Here is a 23,201-nt window from a genome sequence, read left to right as displayed (position 1 = left end):
AGCGTTCATTGAGGATGCTGCTCCTTCGATGACGTGGCGCCGTCGCCTGCGTCACGGCGGACCAGCGCCGCCTCGACCTCCTCACGGAGGATCGCGCGCAGAGCGTCGGCGTCGGGGGCGGGCGCGGGAGGCGCCTCGAGATCGTCGAGCAGATCGCGCAGCTCGCCGCGCACGAAGTCGCGGGTGGCGACATCGTTCAGCGCCAGGCGCAGCGAGGCGATCTCTCGGGTGATGAAGTCGGTGGTGGCGTGGTTGCGCTCGTTGGACTGGCGATCCTGCTCGACCTGCACGCGATCACGGTCGTCCTGACGGTTCTGCGCGAGCAGCAGCAGGGGCGCGGCGTAGGAGGCCTGGAGGGAGAGGATCAGCGTCAGCAGGGTGAAATTCAGGGCCCGGGGATCGAACTGCGCCGATTCCGGCATCAGCGAGTTCCAGGTCAGCCACACCGCGCAGAAGATGGTCATGCCGACCAGGAACGCCGGGGTGCCCATCATCCGGGCGAAGCCCTCCGCACCGCGCCCGAAGGTGTCTCCGCGGAAGGGGTTGCGCAGCAGCGGCCGGCGCCGGGGTGCCGGATCATCGAGCGGGGCGGGGTTGCGCTCTGCCATGTTCACTCTCCCTTCGTGCGGTCCGCGGCGGCGGCCTCGGCGTCCCGGGCGGTGGCCCGGGCGATCTCCGACAGATCGATCTGTCCGGTGGCGGGCGGCGGCTCGTCCTGCTCGCGCCAGTCATCGGGCAGCACATGGTCGAGCACGTCATCGACCGTGACCGCGCCCAGCAGGCGGCCGTCCTCATCGATCACCGGGATGGAGACCAGGTTGTAGGTCGCCATCTCGCGGGTGACGGTGGACAGCGGGGCGGAGGGCTCGACCGCGACCCGGTCGGGATCGATGATCTCGCCGACAGGGCGGTCCGGACGCTCCCGCAGCAGCTGCTGGAAGTGGACGATGCCGAGCAGCTTCCCGGTGGGTGTCTCGAGCGGGGAGCGGCACACGTGCACGGTCGAGGCGAGAGCGGCGTGGACCGCTTCGCGGCTGATCATCGCCAGGCAGTGCGCCACCGGGGTCTCCGGCGCGACGATCAGCGGCTCGGTGGTCATCATGCCGCCGGCGGTGTACTCGTCATAGGCGAGCAGGCGGCGGACGTCCTCCGCCTCCTCGGGCTCCATCAGGTTCAGCAGGTGCGCGGCGACATGCTCGGGGAGCTCCTGGACGAGGTCCGCGGCGTCGTCGGGATCCATCGCATCGAGGATGTCCGCCGCGCGGGTGGCGTCCATCCCGGTGACCACCTCGACCCGGGTGTCCTCGGGGAGCTCCTCGAGAACGTCGGCGAGGCGCTCGTCGGCCAGCTCACCGGCGAGCTCGATCCGGCGCTTGGGCTCGAGCTCCTGGATGATCTCGGCGAGGTCGGCAGGGTTCAGATCCTGATAGGACGCGGCCAGCAGATGCGCGGACTGCTCAGCCTGGGTGCCGTAGAGCCCCGAGACCTCGGACAGCTCGACGGTGAGGGTCTGGCCGCGGGTGACCAGCCGGCTCAGCGAGCTGCCCACGCGGCGGCGGCGCAGGTGCAGTCGGGAGACGTCCCAGTCGCGGTGACGGTTCTGGTCCAGCGCGATGTCCAGCACCGTCGCCTCGCCGGTGCCGTCGAGGAGCGTCACCGCCCGATCCAGCAGCTCACCGATCACCAGCAGCTCGCCGGTGCGCTTCTCGAAACGTCGCACGTTGAGCACCCCGGTGGAGATCACCTGGCCGGGGGAGATGGAGGTGACCCGGGTGATCGGGAGGAACACCCGGCGCTTGACGGACACCTCGACCACCAGGCCGACGGCCCGCGCGCTGGTGCGGGACTGCGGCACCACCACCACGTCACGGACCGTCGCCACCACGTCTCCGATGGGATCGAAGACCGAGGTGCCGGCGAGCCGGGCCGCGTAGAAGCGCGGCTGAGCCGTGGTGCTCACTGCCGCAGCTCGGCGATCCAGCGCTCCACCTCGTCGGCGCCGCGAGGTGCGGCGGCGGAGAGGTTCCGGACGCCGTCGGCGGTGACCAGCACGTCATCCTCGATGCGCACCCCGATGCCGCGCAGCTCCTCGGGGACCAGCAGGTCGTTCTCCTTGAAGTACAGCCCGGGCTCGATGGTGAAGACCATGCCCGGCTCGAGCTCCGCGTCGAGGTACATCTCGCGGCGAGCCTGGGCGCAGTCGTGCACGTCCATCCCCAGGTGGTGGCTGGTGCCGTGGGGCATCCAGCGTCGATGCCATTGGCCCTCGGGGGAGAGTGACTCCTCCGCGGTGCCGGGCAGCAGGTCCCACTCCTCGAGCGTATGGGCGAGGACCTCCATCGCCGCGGCGTGCAGCTCACGGAATCGCAGCCCGGGACGGGCCACTGCGAAGGCGGCGTCCGAGGCTGCCAGCACCGCCTCATAGATCTTCCGCTGCACCGGTGAGAAGGTGCCGGCGACGGGCAGGGTGCGGGTGATGTCGGCGGTGTACAGCGAATCGACCTCGACCCCGGCGTCGATCAGCACCAGCTCGTCCCCGCGCACGACGCCGTGGTTGCGTGTCCAGTGCAGGGTGCAGGCATGGTCGCCGGCGGCGGCGATGGTGTCATAGCCGACGCCGTTGCCGTCGGCCCGTGCGGTGGCGGCGAAGACTCCCTCGATCACGCGCTCGCCGCGCGGATGGCCGACGGCCTCCGGCAGGTGGCGGATGACGTCCTCGAAGCCGCGGATGGTGGCGTCGACCGCCTTCTGCAGCTGCCCGATCTCGTACTCGTCCTTGACCAGGCGCAGCTCGCTCGCGGCCTCCTTGAGAGCGGCATGCTCGCCCAGGGCCTCGTCCCCGCCGGGCAGGCCGTTCTGGCCGCGGATCTCCTCGACCATCGACTCCACGGCGGCGTCCACGCCCGGCATCACGCTCAGCGACAGCTGGGCGCCGACATCCTTCGCAAGGTGATCGCGCAGATCCTCGATGTGACGGACCTCGATGCCCAGGCGCTGCGAGGCCTCGACGAGAGTGGGCCGACGTCCCACCCACATCTCGCCATAGCGGGAATCGGCATAGAACTCATCGGTGTCGAACCCGGCGCGGGGACGGAAGAAGTAGGTCGCCTCCGCAGTCTCGGGGTCCTCGGCAGAAGGCTCGACCACGAGCACGCTGTCCGGCTCCTCATCGGTGCCGAGGCCCGAGAAGTACGCGAAGGCGGTATCGGGCCGGAAGGGGTAGTCAGTGTCGTTGGAGCGCACCTTGAGCACACCGGCAGGCAGCACCAGGCGGGTACCGGGCAGGCGGCGCACCAGCGCATCCCGGCGCGCCGGGGTGGCGTCCGCAGACTCGAGGCGGGCGGCATCGGGGACGGTCTCGTCCCAGCCGGAGGAGATGAACTCTCGGAAGGCTTCATTGTTGGGGCGCTGGGAGCGGGAATCTCCTCGGCAGGCGAGGTCCCTCATCCGCTCGGCGCTCTCGGCGCTCTCGGTGTTCTGGGTGCTCTTGACGCTCTCGGTGTTCACACCACGATGTTCTCATGTCGCGGTCTACCCTGGTCGTATGAGTGAGAGGTCAGACTCCCCAGACAGCCAGCGCATCGATCTGCATTCCCACAGTTCGTGGTCCGACGGCACCACGGGAGTGGGGGAGCTGTTCGCGCAGGCCCGCACAGCAGGCCTGGACGTGCTGGCTCTGACGGACCACGACACCGTGGATGGCTGGTCCGAGCTGCCGGCGGCGGTGGCCGCCAGCGGGTTGGCGGCTGTGCCGGGGATCGAGGTCTCGAGCGAGCACGAGAGCTCGAGCGTGCACATCCTCGCGCTGCTGGTGGACCCCTCGCCGGACTCCGACCTGGCTGAGGAGATGGCCAGCGCCCGCGCCTCACGGGTCGAGCGCGCGCGGCGGATGGTCGAGCTGATCTCCGTGGACCACCCGCTCAGCTGGGAGGACGTCACCGCCCAGGTCGCCGGCGAGACCACCGTGATCGGTCGCCCGCACATCGCGGACGCGCTCGTGGCCGCCGGGGTGGTCCCGGACCGCTCTGCGGCCTTCACCGAGGTGCTGCGTCCCTCCGGCCCCTATTACGTGCCCTACTATGCCCCCTCGCCGCTGGCCGCCGTGCGTGCGATCCGGGAGGCGGGCGGCGTCTCGATCGTCGCGCATCCCGGCTCGGTGACCCGCGACGACGACCTGCCGCTCGCGCTGCTCGAGGCGATGGTCGACGCGGGGCTGGACGGCATCGAGGTCGACCACCGCGAGCACGACGAGGCGGAGACCGCACGGCTGCGCGAGTTCGCCCGGCGGCACGACCTGCTGATCACCGGCGGCAGCGACTTCCACGGCAGCGGCAAGCCCAATGAGCTGGGCGAGAATCTCACCGCCCCCGAGGTGCTCGAGTCGATCGCAGCACGGGCCACCAGCGGCACCCGCATCATCCGGCCCTGAGCATGACGATGGCCCATGATCTGCCTGATCATGGGCCATCGTTCATGGGCCGCCGTTCATGGCCCACCGTGAAGGCTCGGTTGCGACCGTGCGGGGTTCAGCATCCTCGAGGAGCTGACCTTCCGCGGGCCTCAGCCCTCCTGCGGAGCAGCTCCGGAGCTGTTGCCGCCGGAGCGACCGCGGCCGCCCCGGGACCGGCGACGGCGCGGACGGTCATCGCCCGAGGACTCGCCCCGGCTCTCGCCGCCCTTGCTTCCGCTGCCCTTGTTCTCGCCGCTCTTGCTTTCGCCGCTCTTGTCGCTGGCCGACGTCCCGGTCGGCGTCTCGTCGACCACCTCGCCGTTGACCCGACGGGTGCGCGACCGCGAACGGCTGCGGCGGGGACGCTCGGAGGCGGACGCGCCGCTGACGGCAGCGTTCGAGCCGGCAGTGTGGGAGCCAGCAGTGTTCGAACCGGCGTCGCTCGAGGTGCCGGCGACGTCCTGGCTCGCGGTGCTCTCCGTGCTCTCGCCATCCTGGACGCGGCTCTCGCTGCGCCCACCACGGGAGCGGTCACGTCCGCGACTGCCGTCACGACTGCCATCACGGTCACGGCTGCCCTCGCGACCGCCGTCCCGTCCCCGGCTTCCCTCACGAGCGCGGCCACCGTCCTGGCCACCATCGCGACCACGGCCGCCCTCGCGGCTGCGGCCGCCGTCACGTCCGCGGCTCTCCCGCGAGCTGCGGCCGGAGTGGTCGGTCCCGCCCAGATCCTCGAGCGTCTCCGCCTCGAGACCCTCGCGGGTGCGCGCGCCCTTGGGCAGCGTGCCCTTCACCCCTGCAGGGATGTCGAGCTCGGCGAACAGATGATCGGAGGTGGAGTAGGTCTCCACGGCCTCGGTGGACTCCAGGCCCAGCTGGCGGGCGATGAGAGCCCAGCGCGCCAGGTCCTCCCAGTCCACGAACGTGACCGCAGTGCCCTTCTTGCCCGCACGCCCGGTCCGGCCAGTGCGGTGCAGGTAGGTCTTGTCGTCGTCCGGGCAGTTCCAGTTCACGACATGGGTGACGTCGGTGACGTCGATGCCGCGGGCGGCGACGTCGGTCGCGACCAGCACGTCGATCTTGCCGTTGCGGAAGGCGCGCAGCGCCTGCTCGCGAGCGCCCTGGCCGAGGTCGCCGTGCAGGGGAGCGGCGGCGAAGCCGCGATCGGCGAGATCGCCGGCCACCCGGTCCGCCTGGCGCTTGGTGCGCATGAAGATGATCGACAGGCCGCGGCCGCGAGCCTGCAGGATGCGGGCCATCACCTCGATCTTGTCGAGCTGGTGGGCACGGTAGACGACCTGCTTGATGTCGGCCTTCGTGCGGGCTTCATCGCCCGGATCCTGCGCCCGGATGTGCGTGGGCTGCTTCATGAACCGGCGAGCCAGCGCCATGATCGGACCGGGCATGGTGGCGGAGAACAGCATCGTCTGCCGATCGCCGGGCACCGCCTGCAGCAGCTTCTCGATGTCCTCGAGGAAGCCCAGGTCGAGCATCTCGTCGGCCTCGTCGAGCACCGCGGTGCGCACCTGGGAGAGGTCCAGATACTTCTGACGCATCAGGTCGATCAGGCGCCCCGGGGTGCCCACGACGACCTCGACACCCTTCTCGAGCGCTTCGATCTGCGGCTCGTAGGCACGGCCGCCGTAGACCGTGAGGATCCGGATCGGCCGCTTCGCCGACGCGGTCTGAAGATCCTGAGCGACCTGCACTGCGAGCTCACGGGTGGGCAGCACCACGAGGGCCTGCGGCTTTCCGATCACCCGGTTCTGAGGGTTCGGCTCGCCCGGGGCCACGGAGTTCTGCAGCAGCGGGATGCCGAAACCGAGCGTCTTGCCGGTACCGGTCTTGGCCTGGCCGATGATGTCGCGGCCGCGCAAGGCGACCGGAAGGGTCAGCGACTGGATCGGGAAGGGAGTGGTGATGCCCTTCGCGGCCAGTGCCTCGACGATGTCCGTGCGAACATCGAAATGGGCGAAGGTCTGCTCCGGCTCGGCCGGGGCAGGGGTGCCGGAGCTCAGCTCGACGGCAGGGGAGGCCGACACGGCCTCATCGGTGTGCGGGATGGTTTCAGGCACCGTTCAACTCTCTGATCATGGATATGCATAGCCATCGTAGCCCCCATGCCCGAATCGGCACCCGGATCAGGTTCTTTCCCACTCACAGTGATCCTGCTCAGCCCTACCCTTCCTGACCCCCGTCGCTGGGATCGGGCAGAGGGCTCACCGGATCGGTCGGCGTGACGCGGTCCTCGTCGGGCAGGCCCTCGCCGGGCTCGACCTCCTGCTCGGGCGGAATGGTGCCCTCGGGGGTCTCGGCGCCCTCGGGGATCTCGAGCTCCGGGACCTCATCAGGCATCTGGGAGCGCTGGATGGAGACCGACACCAGGCCGAGCCCACCCATCACGATGTCGTCATAGGCGACCAGGCGCCGGGTGTTCTTGTCGAAATAGAGCATCCGCGCGGTGAGGTCCAGCGGATCGTCTCCCTGGAGCACCGGCGAGACCCCGCCGGACGCGAGCGCGCCGCCGGTCGAGCCGACGGTCAGCCAGTCGGTCCCGGAATCATCGCGATCCAACTCGACCTTCGAGGTGTGCATGTGCCCGGACAGCACCAGCGGTGCGCGCCCCAGCAGCCCCTCAGGCTTGGTCGGATCGTGGAACAGCGCGATGTCCACAGGCTCCGCAGGATGCTCGCCGTCGTACGCCGTGATGGTGTCCCCGAGCTGGAAGGCGCTTGCGATCACCGCCTCGTCGCCCTCGCGCCAGCCCCCGGCATCGGAGTCGTCGTCGGCCGCGAAGCGGGGATCGCCGATGCCCGCGATGCGCAGCCCCGCCACCTCGACCACCTCGTTGTCGACCACGGTGGCATTGGGCTGGGACTCGATCGTGGCCGCGGCCGCGGCGCCGTCGTGATTGCCGCTGACGTAGACGTACGGGACGTCGAGGGAGCCGATCGAGTGCAGGAGCTCGTTCTCCAGCGGAGTGCCCCAGGAGACGATGTCCCCGGTATCGATCACCACGTCGATCGCGAACTGCGTGTGCAGCTGTTCGATCACGTCATAGGCCTGGGGATTGTCGTGGATGTCCGAGACGTGCAGGACGGTGATCAGGTTCTCCTGATCCAGCCCCACCGGCAGCGAATCCGCGGCGATGTACAGCGCGGAGACCTGTCCCACGAACTCGGCGAGCGTGTCGCGATAGCTCTGGTAGTCGATGACCTTGCCCTGGCCGAGGTCCGCGATGTACGCGGCCTGGGACAGGAGCCCTTCGAACTTCGGTTGGCTGAGGGACTCGGGAGAGAAGGTCACCGAGGTTGCGGCCACCGACGCTCCCACCACCGCGACCGCGCTGCCGCCGGCGACCAGTGCACGGCGCACCCGGCGGAAGGTCAGCCCCACAGCGAGCCCTGCACCGGCGGCGGCGAACAATGCGTTCAGCGCGGCATTCTTCGCCGCGGCGGCCGTGATGGCCTCGGGGGCGGACTGCTGGAGCTCGGTGAACCCGGAATCTGCGTAGAACAGCGCCTCCGCCTTCTCGACGTCCACGGCCTTGACCCTGGCCTCGATGCGCACCGGGGCGGTGTGGGAGTCGAAGGTGACCTCGCCCACCGGCGGCAGCAGGATCACCGTCTGCGAGGAGAGGGAGGGGCGCAGGTGCACGCTGGCGGTCAGCGGGCCCACTTCGACCGTGGTGGCAGGGACCAGGAGCAGGCCCACGATCCCGCCCAGCACCGCCACCACCGCCGTGGTGGTGACATGCAGCAGGCGTGCGCGGCGGCGCCGCAGTCGGCGCCGACGGATCGGGGACTCCTCAGGATCCGGCTGCTCCTCGGCGGGGACGGCGTGGCCGTCCTCGTCGAGTTCCGACGCGCTGCGGGGCCGGTCCTCGTCGGCGTTCACAGGGACCGCGGGATCATCAGGTCTCAGCCGAGGAAGCCGACGCGGCGGGGCTCCTCGGTGGAGACCTCGGCGTAGGAGACCTTCGCCCCGGGGATCAGCACGGTGCGTCCCTTGTCGTCGACCAGGGTGACGGGGGTGCCGTCGGTGATGGCCGTGCCGAGCCGCTCGAGCAGGGCGTCAGCCTTCTCTTCGGACTCGATCACGATCTCGCGAGGGGAGTGCTGGATGCCGATTCGGATCTCCATGACCTGACCTTCCCTCCGCCACCAGGGCGGGGACGTTCGTTGCTGTGCCGTTCGAAGTCTACGCGTCGGAGGAGGGCACGGGTTCTCTGTCCGCCCCCAGCACAACCTCGCCGGTCCGTGGATTCTCGAGAGCTGCGAAGCCCATCAGCCCGTGCACCACAGTGGTGGTCATCGTGTGGAGGATCGTCTCGCGTGCCTCCTCGTCCTCCGCGCTGTGGAGCAGCTGCGCGGTGGTCTGGGTGACGGCGATGAGCCCTCGGCCGAGGATCCGCGACTCCTCGACGCTGACCTGGCGGAAAGCTGTCAGCACGCCGGCCAGCGCGATCGCGAGCCGATCCAGGACCACGACCACGCGCTCCTGCACCGCCTCGGAGATCACCTCGTGGCCGGTGAACAGCCGCAGGGAGTTGTCCAATGCCACGAACCGGTAGAAGCGATGCAGCCCGCGGCGAACCCGGGAGCTGGTGTCGCCCTGGAACTCGCTCAATGCCCGCACCTCCTCGAGCATCGTCTCGGCGATGATGTCGAGGACCTCGATGTAGAGGGATTCCTTGGAGCTGAAGTGCTGATAGAGCACGGGCTTGGTGACCCCTGCCGAGGCGGCGATGTCGTCCATCGACGTGGCCTGGTAGCCCTTCTCGGTGAACACTCGGGTCGCAAGCTCGAGCAGCTGGATGCGGCGCTGAGCACGGGGCATCCTGGCCGTGGCGGACGTGGACATGGGCATCGGCCTCCGTCTCGGACCGCAGCGGTGGGCGCGTGCCGCGGGACAAATGTCGGGTTCGTCGTGATCCCGAACACTCTACCGCCGTCAGCTCTCCCCGGTGGTATGAACGCTTGTGGGCCCCGTGGGGTGGAATGGAGTCATGCGAACGATGGGCACGATCACCGGTGCAGGGATCCGACTGCTCGGACCCGATCTCGAGGCGCTGCCTGCCGTCCACCCCGCCAGTGCCCTGGACCCTGCCCAGCAACGGGCGCTGGAGAGCTTCCTCGGCGGAGAAGATGTGCTCGTCCACGGCGGTCCGGGCAGCGGGCGCACGTCGCTCGCGCTGGCCGCCGCCGAGCTCTCCGGCGAAGGGACGCTGCTGCTGGCCCCCCGGCGTGTCGCCGCCGGCCGGCTGCGGGACGCCCTGGCCGTGCACGGGAGCGGACAGATCCGAGCGATGACTCCGCCGGCACTCGGCCACGCGATCACCCGCGCCGACGCCCTTCGACGTGGCCTGGGCGCGCCGACCCTGGTCACCGGCGCCGAGCAGGACGCGCTGCTGGCCGAGCTGATCGCACAGCGCGAGAGCTGGCATCTCGACGTCGACGCCACGGCCCGCACCCTGCCCGGATTCCGCACCGAGCTGCGGGATCTGATCACCCGCGCCACCGAGCTCGGGCTCTCCCCGTCCGAGCTCGAGTCCCTGGGCCGCGACCGGGGGAGACCCGCCTGGCAGGATGCCGCCGCACTTCTGCGCGACTACCTCGGGGTGCTCGACCTCGAGGCCTCTGCCGCCCTGGACGCCGGACCCCGCCTGGACTCCGGCGCCCTCGTGCGCCGTGCCGTGCGCCTGCTCGCAGACCCGCAGACCCCCCTGCCCTTCCGTGCCGTGGTGGTGGACGATGCCCAGGACCTCACCGCTGCCGGGATCGACCTGATCGCAGCGCTGCGCGCGGCCGGAGCGAGGGTGATGGTGTGCAGCAGCCCCGATGCTGCGGTCGACACCTTCCGGGGCGCTCTGCCCGATGCCGGGGACCGGCTGCGCGAGCTGCTGCCGCGGCCGCTCACCGAGGTGCTCCTGGACGGCATGCATGCCCAGATGGAGGGTCTGACCGCCGTGGTCGACACGCTGCGGGGCAGGCTTCCGCTGGCGGGCGCACCGGCGGACTCCCGACGCCCGCGCAGCACCCGCCGCGGGGGACTGGTGGCGCTGCGGGCACAGGACCCGCTCGACGAAGCACGGCTGATCGGCTCCGCGCTGAGAGACCTCCACCACCGTGAGGATGTCCCCTACGACGAGATGGCGGTGGTGTGCCGCTCCGGAGCCGCCGTGGCCGACGTCGCAGATCTGCTCTCCCGCACTGGTCTGCCCGTGCGGGCACCGCGCCGTCCCCAGCCGCTGCGCGAGGTCCCCGCGGTCGCGGATCTGATGACCATCCTCGAGATCGGCCTCGCCCCCGCGGACGCAGCGCTCGACCCGAGGATCGCCGATGAGCTGCTGCGCGGTCCCTTCGGCGATGCGGACACCCTCCGCCTGCGACGCATCCGTCGGCTGCTGCTGGGAGCCCACCGTGCCACGGAGCCGGACAGCACGGCGACCAGCGAGCAGCTGCTCGCCCGCGCTCTGGTCGACCCCGAGCTGCCGGGGCTCCCCGCACCGGACGCAAAGGGCCGCGCCGCCGCTCCCGTGCACCGGGTGCGGGACATGATCCGTGCGGTGCGCGAGCATCGCCGGGCCGACGCCCAGCAGGTGCTCTGGCACGCCTGGGACGCCTCCGGCCTCGCCTCCGGCTGGCGCCGCGCCGCCCTGGGAGATGCGGGCGACGTCGACGGTGCGCGCTCGCGGATGGCGTCCTCCCGGCTCGACGCCCTGCTGGAGCTGTTCGCCGCGGCAGAACGACTCACCGACCGCCGCCCCGGGGCCGGGGCGCTGGACCTGGTCGAGCAGATCCGCGCCCAGGCCGTCGTCGAGGACACCCTCGCACCGGCCGCCACCGCCCGCGGCCGTATCGCCGTGCTCACCCCCGCCCAGCTCGCCGGCGAGCACCGGGACACCGTGGTGCTCGCCCGCCTGCAGGAAGGCGCCTGGCCCGACCTGCGCCTGCGCTCGACCCTGTTCGGCGCCGCCGAGCTGTCGCTGTGGGCAGGAGCTCGCCGCGGCGGCGAGCTCCCGCTCGAGCTCGAAGCCCTCCGGGCGCTCCAGCGCGAACAGGTGCTCGCCGACGAGCTGCGCCTGGCCGTCAGCGCTCTCGCGCGGGCCCGACGGCGTGTGCTGGTCACCGCGGTGGAGGATGAGCAGAGCGAGCCCTCCGCACTCTTCGACGCCCTCGAGGCGCTGGTCCAGGCGCCGTGGGTCGATGTCGAGACCCTGCGTCGGGACCCCGGCCCCGCGCCCGACGCCCGTCGACTGGTCGCGGCCCTGCGACGCCGTCTGCAGGACGAGGACCCCCAGCAGATCCGTGATGCGGCGCTCGCCCTGACAGCCCTGGGCCGCGCCGGGGCCCCGGGCGCCGATCCCGCCCGCTGGTATCACCAGGAGCCCAGCTCCACCGAGCCGCTGCACGAGGACGGCACCCCGATCCGGCTCTCACCCTCCGCCCTCGAACGCGCGGTGGACTGCCCGCAGTCCTGGCTGATGGAACGGGCGGGCGGCACCCGCTCAGGCGGGCCCGCGCAGCTCATCGGCACCGCCCTCCACCATCTCGCGCAGGTCCATCCCCGTGGCCCGGAGGGGCCCGAGGAGGACCTGCTCGGTGAGCTGCACACCCTGCTGCGCACCGTGCCCGGCACCGAGACCTGGTCCGGCCGGCGCCGGGTGCGTCGCGCCGAGGACGCCGCCCGCCTGCTCGCCGAGCATCTGCGCAGTGCGGGCGAGCCGCTCGCCGTCGAAGCCGCCTTCGAGGTGGAGCTCGGCAGGGTGCAGCTGCGCGGCAGCATCGACCGGATCGAGGGCGATGCGACCGGGCTGCGGGTCGTGGACCTCAAATCCGGGCGCGCCGCGAAGAGCGCTGCCAAGGCCGAGGAGGATCTCCAGCTGGCCGCCTACCAGGCGGCGGTGCGCGAGGGCGCGCTGAACGAGGAGCTCGGCGAGGATGCCCCCGAGCGGCTCAACGGAGCCCAGCTGGTCTACGTCGGCACCGGCGGGAAGAAGGCCGCGGTGCGCACCCAGACTGCCCTGCCTCGCGCCGAGGACCCCGCCTGGTTCGACGACCTGGTCCAGCAAGTCTCCCGCGACGTGTCCGGAGACCAGGTCACCGCCCGCGTGAACGCCCACTGCACCCACTGCGCCGTGCGCAGCAGCTGCCCGCTGCAGCCCGAAGGAGATCAGCTGTGACCTCGCCGCACACCCCCGACACCCCCGGCACCGCCGACATCGCCGACATCGCCGGCATCGCTAGCACCGCCGAGAGGGCCCGCCACTCCGCCGCGTCCCTCGCAGCACTGCTCGAACAGCCCCCGCCCACCGCCGAGCAGACCTCGGTGATCGAGGCGCCGCTGGCCCCGATGCTGGTGGTCGCCGGAGCCGGCTCGGGGAAGACCGAGACCATGGCCTCCCGGGTGGTGTGGCTGATCGCCAATGGGATCGTCGAGCCCCGCCAGGTGCTGGGCCTGACCTTCACCCGCAAGGCCGCCCACGAGCTCGCCGAGCGGATCGGTGCCCGCCTCGGCACCCTCGCCACCGCGCTGCGCGCAGAAGGCCTGCCCCTCCCGCGCGGCCTCGAGTGCGGGGGCGATGACCTGGTGGGGCAGCGCCCGGTGGTCCACACCTACAACGGCTTCGCCCTGGACCTGGTGCGCGAGCATGCGCTCGCCGTCGGCATCGACCCCGAGCTGACCATGATGTCCACCTCCGCCTCCTGGCAGCTCGCCCACGAGATCATCGAGGGCTGGGACGACTCGCTGGACCTCGAGGCCTCCCCGGCGACCCTCACCGCCGCACTGCTCTCGCTGACCTCGTCGCTGGCCGATCACCTGGTGACCCCGGCACAGCTCGCCGCCCACCTGCACGAGATCCACGAGCATCTGTCCCAGATCCCGCTGCAGGTCGAGGGGCGCCGCCGCACCACCCCGAAGGAGGTCGCCAAGGTGCTCGGGGCACTCGAGTCCCGGCTCGCGCTGATCCCGCTGCTCGAACGCTTCGCCGAGATCCGCGCCGAGGCCTCCGCCCTCGACTTCGCCGACCAGGTCTCCCTCGCAGCCCGGGTGGCGAGGGAGGTACCGGCCGCGAGCTCTCTCGCGCGGCGCATGCACAAGGTGGTGCTGCTGGACGAATTCCAGGACACCTCCGTGGCGCAGCTGCAGATGCTCACCGACCTCTTCGGTCCCGGCCATGCCGCCTGCGCCGTCGGCGACCCGCAGCAGGCGATCTACGGCTGGCGCGGAGCCTCCGCCGCCTCGCTCGCGGGATTCGCCGACGCCTTCGCGACCCCCGAGCAGAGTGTCCTGCAGCGCACGCTGTCCACCTCGTGGCGCAACGACCAGGCAGTGCTCGCAACGGCGAACCGGCTCGCAGCCCCGCTGCGCCACGCCGATGCGGGGCTCACCATCCCCGAGCTGCAGCCCCGGCCCGGGGCGGGGGAGGGCGCCTGCGAGATCATCGAGGCGGCCGACGAGCGCGCCGAGGCACGCGCGATCGGCCGCTGGGTCCTCGAGCGCCGGGCGGAAGGCGCAGATGACGAGGCGCCGGCGTCGGCCGCGGTGCTGGTGCGCGCCCGCCGCCAGATCCCCGCCCTGGTCGAAGGACTTCAGGAGCAGGGGCTGGCCGTCGAGGTGGTGGGTCTGGGCGGGCTGCTGCACCGCCCCGAGGTCGCTGATGTCCGAGCGGTGCTGGAATGCGCCTACGACCCCGGCCGCGGGGACGCGCTGATGCGCCTGCTGACCGGGCCCCGGTTCCGGCTCGGAGCCCGGGACCTCGCGGTGCTGGGCCGCTGGCGGGACCGGATGGGTTCTCGCCTGCGCCGCGATGGAGAGGCTCCGGGCGGTCAGGACGAGGCGGAGACCGTCTCGCTCATCGACGCGGTCGACGACCTCCCGCCCGCTGACTGGACCGACCCCTCCGGCCGATCCCTCACCACCACCGGACGGGCCCGGCTGCTCCAGGTCCAGCAGCTCCTGCGCGAGCTGCGACGACTGCTCCCGCTGCCGCTGCCGGACCTGATCACCGCCGCGACCCGGCTGCTGGACGTCGACCTCACGCTGCTGGAATCCGAGCCCGACTCCCGGGCGCTCGCCGATCTCGAAGCGTTTCGTGACCATGCTGCAGCGTTCGACCGCACCGCCAGGCGCGGTGGGCTCGGCGCCTATCTCGACCTGCTCGAGATCAGCGAGGACGAGGAGGCAGGGCTCGCCGTCACCGCCGCCCCCGAAACCGCGCATGACCCGGCCGCGGTCACGATCGTCACCATGCACTCCGCCAAGGGCCTGGAATGGGACCTGGTCGCCGTCGCCGGGCTCACCGAGGGCACCGTCCCCTCCTACGACCTGCGTCGGGCGAAGACCGATGAGGCGGGCCGCACCCGGGTACCCGGGGACGGCTGGCTGGGCAAGCTCGCCTCCGCATCGGTGCCCACCGCCCTGCGCGGCGACGCAGAGACCCTCCCGGAGCTGGCCTGGGCCGAAGCAGATACCCAGGTCGACGCCGAAGGACTCATCGAGGACTACCGCTTCGCCCAGGGCGAGGAGTCGCTGCGGGAGGATCGCCGGCTGATGTACGTCGCGGTGACCCGGGCGCGCCGCCGCCTGCTGCTGACCTCTGCCGCCTGGCGCAGCGGGCTCGCCTCCGCCCGGCCCCGCTCGCGCTATCTCACCGAAGTGGGGGACCTGGTGCCCGAGCGCTTCCGCACCGTCCAGGAGATCCCCGAGCAGAACCCCCTGGAGAGCGAACGCCCGCAGGCGCAGTGGCCGCCGGCCCCCGGGGAGCAGGAGCGCGCCCGGGCCCGCGCCGCAGCGCTGCTCACCGACGCCGCAGCGACGGACGATGCGCCGGCGGACCCGCAGCTCGCCGAGCTGGTGCGGCGCGCCGTCGCGGACATCGAGCAGCAGGCCGCCCCGCCGCTGGTCCACTCCCCGCCGCGGCTCTCAGCTTCTCAGGTGGTCCACCAGGCCCGGGATCCCCACGCCGCGGCGATCGACCTGCTGCGCCCCCTGCCGCGCCGCCCCTCTCCGGCGGCCGCCCGCGGCACCGCCTTCCATGCCTGGCTCGAGTCCCGTTACGACAGCGCGACCCTGCTGGACCTCGAGGACCTGCTGGACCTGGAGGACGCGGAGGACCACGAGGAGGGGCCCGGCGCCGACGATCGGAGCCTGCGGGACGCCTTCGCGGCATCCGAGTGGGCTGACCGTTCACCGCTCGCGGTCGAGCAGCCCGTCCACACCCGGATCGGGGAGATCGCGGTGCGGGGCATCATCGACGCGGTCTTCGCCGACCCCGAGGGGACCGACGGCACCCAGGGCGTGATGATCGTGGACTGGAAGACCGGCCGAGTCCCGCGCCCCGCCCAGCTGCGCGAACGCGCCCTCCAGCTCTCGCTCTACCGCCTGGCCTGGCACGAGCAGACAGGGCTGCCGCTCGCCCGGATCCGCACCGCCTTCCACTTCGTGGCCGATGGGGTCACCCACGAGGTGCGCCGTCACCCCTCCCGCGAGAAGATCGCGCAGATGCTCGCGGGGGAGTGACGTTCATGGGGGAGTGACGTGAGGGCGCCCCACGGGAGGGCTCGTCCTGCGCTGCGGGCTCAGTGCGAGCCGTCCTCCCGGGAGCTCATCTCCTCGTAGGCGCGCTCGGCCTCGTCCCGGGCGATCTGGGCGAGGTCGGCATCGAGGTCGGCGATCATCCCTCGGGCGTCGGCGACGATCTCCTGGTCCTCGATCTCCAGACCGTGTGCGAGCCATTCGGCGACGGCGAACTCGCCGAGCGCCTGAGCACGCTCTATCAGCCGCGGGTGGGTCGAGGTGGGCAGCTCCTCGCGGTACGAGCCGTAGAGCTCATCGAACCGCTCCGGATCCAGGGAGGAGATCAGCCAGGCCAGGTCCGAGGCGGGATCCGCGACCTTCGAGGAGGACCAGTCACGCAGCGCGCTGACGCGGTGACCGGACATGAACAGGCTCTCTTCCGAGAGGTCCCCGTGCACGAACTGCGGGGTGAAGTCCCACAGCTCCTCGTCCTCGAGCAGCGCGTCCCAGCGCTGGGCGACGGCGGCGGGGAGATGCCCGCCGGCCTTGGCGGTGGCGATCCGTGCGCGATGCTCGGCGAGCAGCACCTCGGGGGTGAAGGATTCGACTCCAGCGGCTTCGGCGGCGTAGCGGGGGACGGTATGGATCCGGGCCAGCACCTGTCCCAGCGAGCGGGCGAGATCCGCGCTCCCGTGCAGGGCATCGAGCATCAGCGGACGGCCGGCGGGAGCTTCGGTGACCACGCAGCGACCTCCCTCGGAGAGCTTCACGAATCCGAGCACCGGCGGGATCACGCTGCGCAGCGGGGTGCCCGCGAGAGCATCGGCCACTTTGAGATCGCGCTCGAGCCGGATCCCCGACGCGGTCGAGGCGGGGGAGAGGATCATCACCCGTCGGCCGTCCTCGCCGACGATGCCGGCGACGTCGAGATCCTCGGCCGGGGTGGCGATCGGCATGGTCCTCACCGGGATCAGCCCGGGGACCGCCGCCGCGGAGAGGGCAGCCAGGGAATAGGAGTTGCGATGCACCCGACCACCGTACCCGGCCGAGGCGTCCGCTCCACGTAGGCTCGGAGCATGGCGAAAATCCGTGGCCCCCACCTCAGCACCCCGCTCACCCTCTTAGGCTCCGACCGCGATGCGCTGCTGCGCAGCGACCCGGAGATCCTCTCCCCGGGGGACGACGCCCGATACCTGGTCACCAGGGCCGGTGCGGTCGCCCTGCGCGAGGACGAGGACGGCACTCTCCACGCGCTGCTGGAGACCGAGGATCCCCGCGAAGGGACCCTGCAGCCGCTGGTGCTGCTGGGACGGCGTGACGGATACCGCGTGCTCGGTGTCGAGGTGCCCGAGCCCAGCGCCGAGCTCGACGCTCCCGGCCGTGACCTGCGTGACCTGCGACGCGTCGCCGACAGGCTCCACGATCACGACGCCGATCTGGCCGCAGCGGCCGTCGCGATGGGGTTCTGGCACCGGTCCATGCGTCATTGCCCGCTGTGCGGAGCGATGCTGGAGGCGGAGATGGGCGGCTGGGTGCTGCGCTGCCAGGAGGACGGCGTCGAGCAGTTCCCCCGCACCGACGCCGCCGTGATCATGGCCGTGCGCGACGGGCAGGACCGTCTGCTGCTGGCCCGCAACGCGCATTTCCCCAGCCGCTTCCACTCCGTGCTGGCCGGCTTCGTCGAGCCCGGTGAGAGCCTCGAGAACGCGGTGGCCCGCGAGGTGGCCGAGGAGGTCGGGGTCATCGTGGAGGAGGTCCAGTACATGGGCAGCCAGCCCTGGCCCTTCCCCCGCTCGCTGATGCTCGGCTACCGCGCCTGGGCTCCGAACGCCGCCGAGCTCACGCTGCAGGAGGACGAGATCGCCGAGGCCCGCTGGTTCACCCGCGAGGAGCTCGCCGCAGCTCTCGAGGCGGAGGAGATCGCGCTGCCCGGCTCTGCCTCCATGGGCCGTGCCCTCATCGACGACTGGTACGGGCGCTCCGCCGAGCGGTGAGCCCCCAGAGGTGGTGTGGGGCACCTGCCGTCCACAGCGGCCCCCGGACCGTCACCCGGTCCTGGCAGGATGAACGGTGATGACCGACCATTCCGCCCCCGCCGTTGACCCCTCCGCACCCACCGATGCCGAGTCGCTGCTCGCCGCGCTCGATCCCGAGCAGCGCGAGGTGGCGAGCAGCTTCGGCAGCCCGATCTGTGTGCTCGCCGGCGCCGGCACCGGGAAGACCCGTGCGATCACCCACCGCATCGCCTATGGGGTCGCCACCGGTCAGCTGAACCCGCGCCATGTGCTCGCGGTGACCTTCACCGCCAAGGCCGCCGCCGAGATGCGCTCGCGATTGCGGGACCTCGGCGTCCCCGCGGTGCAGGCCCGCACCTTCCACGCCGCGGCGCTGCGGCAGCTGCGCCATTTCTGGCCGCGTGTGGTGGGAGGGGCGATGCCGGATCTGCTGCCGAACAAGTTCGCCGGCATCGGCGAGGCCTGCCAGCGACTGCACCTGAGCGTTGATCGGGCCGCGCTGCGGGACATCGTCGCCGAGGTCGAGTGGTCGCGCGTCTCGATGCTCACCCCCGAGTCCTATCCGGAGGCGGCCCTGCAGACCCGTCGGCCGGGCGTCGCAGGCTTCGACTCGCGCTCCATCTCGCGCATCCTCACCCAGTACGAGGAGGTGAAGAAGGAGCGCGGGGTGATCGACTTCGAGGACGTCCTGCTGCACATGGTCGGCTTCCTCACCGAGCGCGCGGACGTCGCCCGCGAGGTGCGCAGCCAGTACAAGCACTTCGTGGTCGACGAGTACCAGGACGTCTCCGCCCTCCAGCATGCCCTGCTGCGACTCTGGCTGGGCACCTCGGATGACCTCTGCGTGGTCGGTGACGCCGCCCAGACCATCTACACCTTCGCGGGCGCCCGTGCCTCCTACCTGCTGGATTTCCGCAAGGAGTTCAAACGTGCCCGCACCATCCGGCTCGAGCGGAACTATCGCTCGACCCCCGAGATCGTGAGGATGGCCAACACGGTCCTGGACGGCGCGCACGGTCGAACCCGAGATACCCGCCTCACCCTGATCTCCCAGCGCGAGAGCGGTCCGCCGCCGATCGTGGAGTCCTTCGCCGACGACCCTGCCGAGGCCGACGGCATCGCAGATCGGATCTCCGATCTGGTGGCTGAGGGCAGGCCCGCCTCCGAGATCGCGATCCTGTTCCGCACCAACAGCCAGTCCGAGGCGCTCGAGCAGGCGCTGACCTTCCGCGGCATCGGATATCTGGTGCGCGGAGGGGACCGCTTCTTCGAACGCCAGGAGGTGCGCCGCGCCATGGTGTCGCTGCGCGCCGCCGCCCGCGTCGAGCAGCTCGACCCGGCCCGTGCCGTGCGCGACATCCTCTCCCAGCAGGGCTGGGCGCCGGCCGCCCCGGAGACCACCGGGGCGATCCGCGACCGCTGGGACTCGCTGAACGCCCTGGTGGGTCTCACCGACACCATCACCGCACGGCCCGGCACCACCATGACCGACGTGGTCCGCGAGCTCGAGGAGCGGGCGGAGTCCCAGGCCGCGCCGGTCGTGGACGGGGTGACCCTGGCATCGGTGCATGCTGCGAAGGGCCTGGAATGGCCGGTGGTGTTCGTGGTCGGCGCGAGCGACGGGCTGCTCCCGATCTCGATGGCGAAGACCCCCGCTGAGGTGGAGGAGGAGCGGCGATTGTTCTACGTCGCCCTCACCCGGGCCCGCGACCTGCTCACGGTGAGCTGGTCCGCCGCACGCACCCCCGGAGCGCGCGGCTCACGCAAGGCCTCACGCTTCCTCGACGGGGTCCTTGACCATCCCGATGCGCCGAAGACGGCCCCCGGGACCGCGGCCCGCCGCACCGGTCGCCGCACCGCCACCGTCTATGCGGAATGCCGGGTGTGCGGGCAGGGTCTCGTGACCCCGAAGGAGCAGCGGCGCGGACGGCATGACGGCTGTCCCTCGCCCGCAGGGGAGGGGTTGCTCACCGCGCTGCGCAGCTGGCGCCGTGACCAGGCCCGTCTGCGCGGCACCCCGCCCTACGCGATCCTCACCGACGCCGCCCTCGAAGCGGTCGCCGAGAGGGCGCCGCGCTCCGAACAGGAGCTGCTGGCCGTTCCCGGAATCGGGCCCGGGAAGGTCGCGAGCTTCGGCGACGACCTGCTCGACCTGCTCGGAGCTCCCTCCGAAAAAGACTGAAACTGCAGGTCAAAAAATACTTTTGCGATCCTGGCGTGAGGTGTAGAGTCATCCATGTCAATCGTCCACGTCGTGGTCCGGGACACCGGGACGCGCGCTTACGAAAGGGGGTGGCCTCTGTGAACAGCACTTGGAATCTTGCAGGAGCAGGACTGCGCCCCACGGGCGCGCCCTCCCTTCTGCAGCGCGAACGGGGCAATGCCCCCGCGGTGCCCAGCCTGAGCTGACGAGGCCTTCCCTCGCTGCCGGTGCGGCACCGCCGCCGCACCCCCGCCCCCACCGGGCACGTCCTTCCTGACGGACTTCTAAGCAGCGAGACGATGACTACTCTTCTGACCACTTTCCTGAACCCCGCGGATGACTCCGCGACCATGTTGCCGTGCCATGACACGGACGCCGCCGACCTCTTCTTCGCGGAGCGGCCCGCAGAGCTCGAACAGGCCAAGGCCCTGTGCGCCGGCTGCCCGCTCATCGCGGAGTGCCGGCAGGGTGCCCTCGAGCGGGCAGAGCCCTGGGGAGTCTGGGGCGGTGCCATCTTCGATGGCGGCAGCATCATCGCCGTCAAGCGCGGCCGTGGCCGGCCCCGGAAGAACCGGGAGCAGGACGCCGCATGAGCGGCTCCGGCCTCGCCGTCTCGGGCGTGCCGGCCTCGGTCGTGCCGGCGCAGCTCCTGGGCGCCGGGCGACGAGATCGACGACGGCGAGATCGAAGAAGGCCCCGAACCGTGTGGTTCGGGGCCTTCTTCGGTGCTGCGGGACGCGGTACGTCGCTCAGGTGGGCGTGACCCGGCCCGAGCTTCTGCCGCTCGTCCCTCGCAGCACGTCGATCAAGGGGGTACGTCAGGCCTTGCCGAGGATTCGGTTCAGCTTGGTGCCGCACACCGGGCACACGGCCTTGGCCATGCGACGACCGTTGGAGACGACGACGTTGCCCTCGGCCTCTCGCTTCTCGCGGCACTTGACGCAGTAGAACTCTCCGGCATAGGTCTCGTCGGCCATATCCGCTCCTCGTTGCTTGTCGATGATGAACATTCCCAGATACGCAGCTCTCACCGCGACGCCGGGACCGCTCCACTGTAATGGTGCGGGAAGGCCGGGCACGAATCAGGAGACTGTGGGGTGTGGCCCGATCGGGGCGGCCCGTCGCGCGCTTCGGGTTCAGGGGGCTCTGAGAAGAGCCGAGGAAGTGCGCGCAACGAGCCGACATCGGAGGCCCCGAAGGCGGCAAGAAGCCTGGAAGGGCCGTGGGACCTCGGGGGCGCTCAGTACCACGCGCACCTTCCCCGTGTGCGTCCTACTAGTTATCCCGGGGTCCCACGTGCAGGAGAACTTAGCGCCTGTGGACCACGCAGGTCAAAGAACGATCGGGGACCGATTGTGGACAACCCTCCTCCCACTGTGGACAGAATGTCGATCACGGTGCCGCCGTTGTGGAGGAACCGTCATGTTTCCCGGCCATAACGGTCTGACCGGCGCTTCTGCAGTGCACAGCTGTGGATGAACTTTTCTTGCCCCGCAGACGTGCCAGGCTGTGATCCATGAGTGATCTCGTCCTCCATGAGCATGTCGCCGGTCCCCGCGGGGAGCGGGTGCTGGTGCGGCGCAGCGCGCGCCGCCGTCGCACCGTCTCCATCACCCGTCGTGAAGGCGATCTGGTGATCGCCATCCCGGCGACGTTCAGTGCCCGCCAGGAACGTCAATGGGTGACGAAGATGGTCGACCAGCTGGTCAGCAAGGAGGCTCGCCGGGCGCCGGCGCGTCGCAGCGACGCGTCGCTGCTCGCGATGGCACGGGAGGTCAGTGAGGCCTATCTCGGCGGGCGTGCGCATCCCAGCTCCGTGACCTGGTCCACTCGGCAGAACCACCGCTGGGGGTCGTGCACGCCATCCGACGGCACGATCCGGCTCTCGCATCATCTGCAGGGAATGCCCGACTATGTGGTGCGCTCGGTGATGATGCACGAGCTGACACATCTGCTGGTGCCGGGCCATGGGCCGGAGTTCAAGGCGCTGATGGCGAACTACCCGCAGGCGCAGAAGGCGCAGGGATTCCTCGACGGCGTCTCCTGGGCGAAGAATCTGCCGCAGGACGGCGAGGGCTGGAGGCACAGCGGGGGCAGCGACGACAGCGACGTCCGCGAGGACAGCGTGGAAGGCGAAGCCGGCGAGGACAGCGCGGACGGCGACGACAGCGACAACCGCGAGCGCAGCGTGGACGGCGACGCCCGAGAGGGCAGGAGGGCCTCAGCGCCCGCTCAGCCGCTCCACCGCGCGAGATAGGGCGCCAGGCCCTCGAGGCTCGCCGCCAGATCGGGCACGGTGCCCTCAGGCAACGCGGAGCTGTCGCGGGCCGGACCGGCACCGAGCAGCGGCCAAGGCACCCACCGCACCTCTCCGGATTCCTCGCTCACAGTGAGCGGCAGCTCCGCGGCGGGTGCCGACGCCCGGAACAGGAACTGCACGTCCCAGTGCTCGCGGCAGGCGCCGAACGCCGCATCGAGACCATGACGGTTCAGCACGGCAGGGCCCTGCCCCAGAGTCTCGAGGTCGTCGATCCCGATCTCCTCGGAGACCTCACGACGCGCGGCCATCTCCAGACTGGTCTCACCCTCTTCGAGGTGCCCGCCCGGCTGCACCCAGAAGCGCCCCTTGAGATGCCACACCAGCGCCACCTGTTCGGCGGGACCGTCGACGACGATCGCGCTCGCGGTGAGATGCCGGGGCCCGCCGTCCCGGTACAGCGCCCGCGGATTCTGCTGCAGCAGCTCGAGGTACTGAGCGGCGAGCGCGGGCCCGTTGACCGCGTGACGGGCCCTGTCCAGCTCTGCGAGCGCGGGGGAGGAGCTGGTGGAGCTGGTGGCGTCAGTCACGAGATGATCAGCGCCCCTCGGCATCGGGGGTGTCGTTGCCTCCCTCGGGACTGTCGCCTCCCTCGGGACCGGCGGGTCCTTCGCGACCGTCGGGACCCTTCGTGCCGTCGGAGCCCTCGGGGCCGTCGGAACCCTTGGGGCTGTCGGAGCCCTCGGGTCCGGC

Annotated in this window: 17 protein-coding genes; 7 read left to right on the top strand and 10 right to left on the bottom strand. The window is 71.1% G+C overall.

The annotated features are described in order from the left end of the window. Positions 1 to 5 precede the first annotated feature (5 nt). Genes ACTH43_RS06830 through ACTH43_RS06820 form a run of 3 tightly spaced genes read right to left on the bottom strand, consistent with a single transcriptional unit; the run spans position 6 to position 3,447 of the window. Complete coding sequence (locus tag ACTH43_RS06830; protein WP_441444173.1) at positions 6 to 608, bottom strand: DUF1003 domain-containing protein; 603 nt, start codon at positions 606 to 608, stop codon at positions 6 to 8. Between the two features lie 2 nt (positions 609 to 610). Continuing rightward, entirely contained in the window at positions 611 to 1,960 is a 1,350-nt protein-coding gene (locus tag ACTH43_RS06825; RefSeq protein ID WP_441444172.1) for a magnesium transporter MgtE N-terminal domain-containing protein, read from the bottom strand. Further along, the gene (locus ACTH43_RS06820; protein WP_441444204.1) at positions 1,957 to 3,447 is read right to left on the bottom strand and encodes an aminopeptidase P family protein; all 1,491 of its coding nucleotides are present in this window, start codon (positions 3,445 to 3,447) and stop codon (positions 1,957 to 1,959) included. Before ACTH43_RS06820 ends, ACTH43_RS06825 begins: the two co-directional genes overlap by 4 nt. Before the next feature lie 97 nt (positions 3,448 to 3,544). On the opposite strand from ACTH43_RS06820, the gene ACTH43_RS06815 reads away from it, so the two are divergent. Beyond that, the gene (locus ACTH43_RS06815) at positions 3,545 to 4,429 is read left to right on the top strand and encodes a PHP domain-containing protein (RefSeq protein ID WP_441444171.1); all 885 of its coding nucleotides are present in this window, start codon (positions 3,545 to 3,547) and stop codon (positions 4,427 to 4,429) included. 131 nt (positions 4,430 to 4,560) lie between these two features. Here the strand turns inward: ACTH43_RS06815 and ACTH43_RS06810 are convergent, their stop codons facing one another. From ACTH43_RS06810 to ACTH43_RS06795, 4 genes are all read right to left on the bottom strand, one after another. Then, the gene (locus ACTH43_RS06810) at positions 4,561 to 6,525 is read right to left on the bottom strand and encodes a DEAD/DEAH box helicase (RefSeq protein WP_441444170.1); all 1,965 of its coding nucleotides are present in this window, start codon (positions 6,523 to 6,525) and stop codon (positions 4,561 to 4,563) included. 103 nt (positions 6,526 to 6,628) lie between these two features. Beyond that, positions 6,629 to 8,347, bottom strand: a complete 1,719-nt coding sequence (locus tag ACTH43_RS06805; protein WP_441444169.1) for a metallophosphoesterase family protein — start codon at positions 8,345 to 8,347, stop codon at positions 6,629 to 6,631. 23 nt (positions 8,348 to 8,370) lie between these two features. Then, the gene (locus tag ACTH43_RS06800; RefSeq protein WP_441444168.1) at positions 8,371 to 8,592 is read right to left on the bottom strand and encodes a DUF3107 domain-containing protein; all 222 of its coding nucleotides are present in this window, start codon (positions 8,590 to 8,592) and stop codon (positions 8,371 to 8,373) included. A gap of 58 nt (positions 8,593 to 8,650) precedes the next feature. Beyond that, on the bottom strand, positions 8,651 to 9,313 hold the full coding sequence (locus ACTH43_RS06795; protein WP_441444167.1) for a TetR/AcrR family transcriptional regulator: 663 nt from the start codon (positions 9,311 to 9,313) through the stop codon (positions 8,651 to 8,653). A 154-nt stretch (positions 9,314 to 9,467) separates the two neighbouring features. Between ACTH43_RS06795 and ACTH43_RS06790 the strand changes: the two genes are divergently transcribed. After that, positions 9,468 to 12,635, top strand: coding sequence for a PD-(D/E)XK nuclease family protein (locus ACTH43_RS06790; RefSeq protein WP_441444166.1), 3,168 nt, complete (start codon positions 9,468 to 9,470; stop codon positions 12,633 to 12,635). Next, complete coding sequence (locus tag ACTH43_RS06785; RefSeq protein WP_441444165.1) at positions 12,632 to 15,976, top strand: ATP-dependent helicase; 3,345 nt, start codon at positions 12,632 to 12,634, stop codon at positions 15,974 to 15,976. The genes ACTH43_RS06790 and ACTH43_RS06785 overlap by 4 nt, the downstream gene beginning before the upstream one ends. Positions 15,977 to 16,035: 59 nt before the next feature. Here the strand turns inward: ACTH43_RS06785 and ACTH43_RS06780 are convergent, their stop codons facing one another. After that, on the bottom strand, positions 16,036 to 17,001 hold the full coding sequence (locus ACTH43_RS06780; RefSeq protein ID WP_441444164.1) for a phosphotransferase: 966 nt from the start codon (positions 16,999 to 17,001) through the stop codon (positions 16,036 to 16,038). A 48-nt stretch (positions 17,002 to 17,049) separates the two neighbouring features. On the opposite strand from ACTH43_RS06780, the gene nudC reads away from it, so the two are divergent. The 3 genes from nudC (at position 17,050) to ACTH43_RS06765 (ending at position 20,784) form a co-directional block, all read left to right on the top strand. Next, positions 17,050 to 17,967 (top strand): NAD(+) diphosphatase, encoded by a 918-nt coding sequence (gene nudC / locus ACTH43_RS06775; protein WP_441444163.1) that lies wholly within the window; start codon positions 17,050 to 17,052, stop codon positions 17,965 to 17,967. A gap of 79 nt (positions 17,968 to 18,046) precedes the next feature. Further along, on the top strand, positions 18,047 to 20,170 hold the full coding sequence (locus tag ACTH43_RS06770; RefSeq protein ID WP_441444162.1) for an ATP-dependent DNA helicase UvrD2: 2,124 nt from the start codon (positions 18,047 to 18,049) through the stop codon (positions 20,168 to 20,170). A 320-nt stretch (positions 20,171 to 20,490) separates the two neighbouring features. Continuing rightward, on the top strand, positions 20,491 to 20,784 hold the full coding sequence (locus ACTH43_RS06765; protein ID WP_441444161.1) for a WhiB family transcriptional regulator: 294 nt from the start codon (positions 20,491 to 20,493) through the stop codon (positions 20,782 to 20,784). A 225-nt stretch (positions 20,785 to 21,009) separates the two neighbouring features. On the opposite strand, the gene ACTH43_RS06760 is transcribed toward ACTH43_RS06765, so the two are convergent. After that, positions 21,010 to 21,168: a DUF5679 domain-containing protein gene (locus tag ACTH43_RS06760; protein ID WP_137771171.1), complete on the bottom strand. Its 159-nt coding sequence runs from the start codon at positions 21,166 to 21,168 to the stop codon at positions 21,010 to 21,012. 539 nt (positions 21,169 to 21,707) lie between these two features. On the opposite strand from ACTH43_RS06760, the gene ACTH43_RS06755 reads away from it, so the two are divergent. After that, positions 21,708 to 22,448, top strand: coding sequence for a M48 metallopeptidase family protein (locus ACTH43_RS06755; protein ID WP_441444160.1), 741 nt, complete (start codon positions 21,708 to 21,710; stop codon positions 22,446 to 22,448). On the opposite strand, the gene ACTH43_RS06750 is transcribed toward ACTH43_RS06755, so the two are convergent. Continuing rightward, positions 22,424 to 23,038, bottom strand: a complete 615-nt coding sequence (locus ACTH43_RS06750; protein ID WP_441444159.1) for an NUDIX hydrolase — start codon at positions 23,036 to 23,038, stop codon at positions 22,424 to 22,426. The two genes, ACTH43_RS06755 and ACTH43_RS06750, sit on opposite strands and share 25 nt — an antisense overlap. Positions 23,039 to 23,201: the final 163 nt, after the last annotated feature.

Origin of the sequence: Brachybacterium sp., from assembly GCF_052095815.1 — a bacterium.
Taxonomy (GTDB): Bacteria; Actinomycetota; Actinomycetes; order Actinomycetales; family Dermabacteraceae; genus Brachybacterium.
Note: the sequence above shows the minus strand (reverse complement) of the source record. Positions and strands in the feature narration are given on the sequence as shown.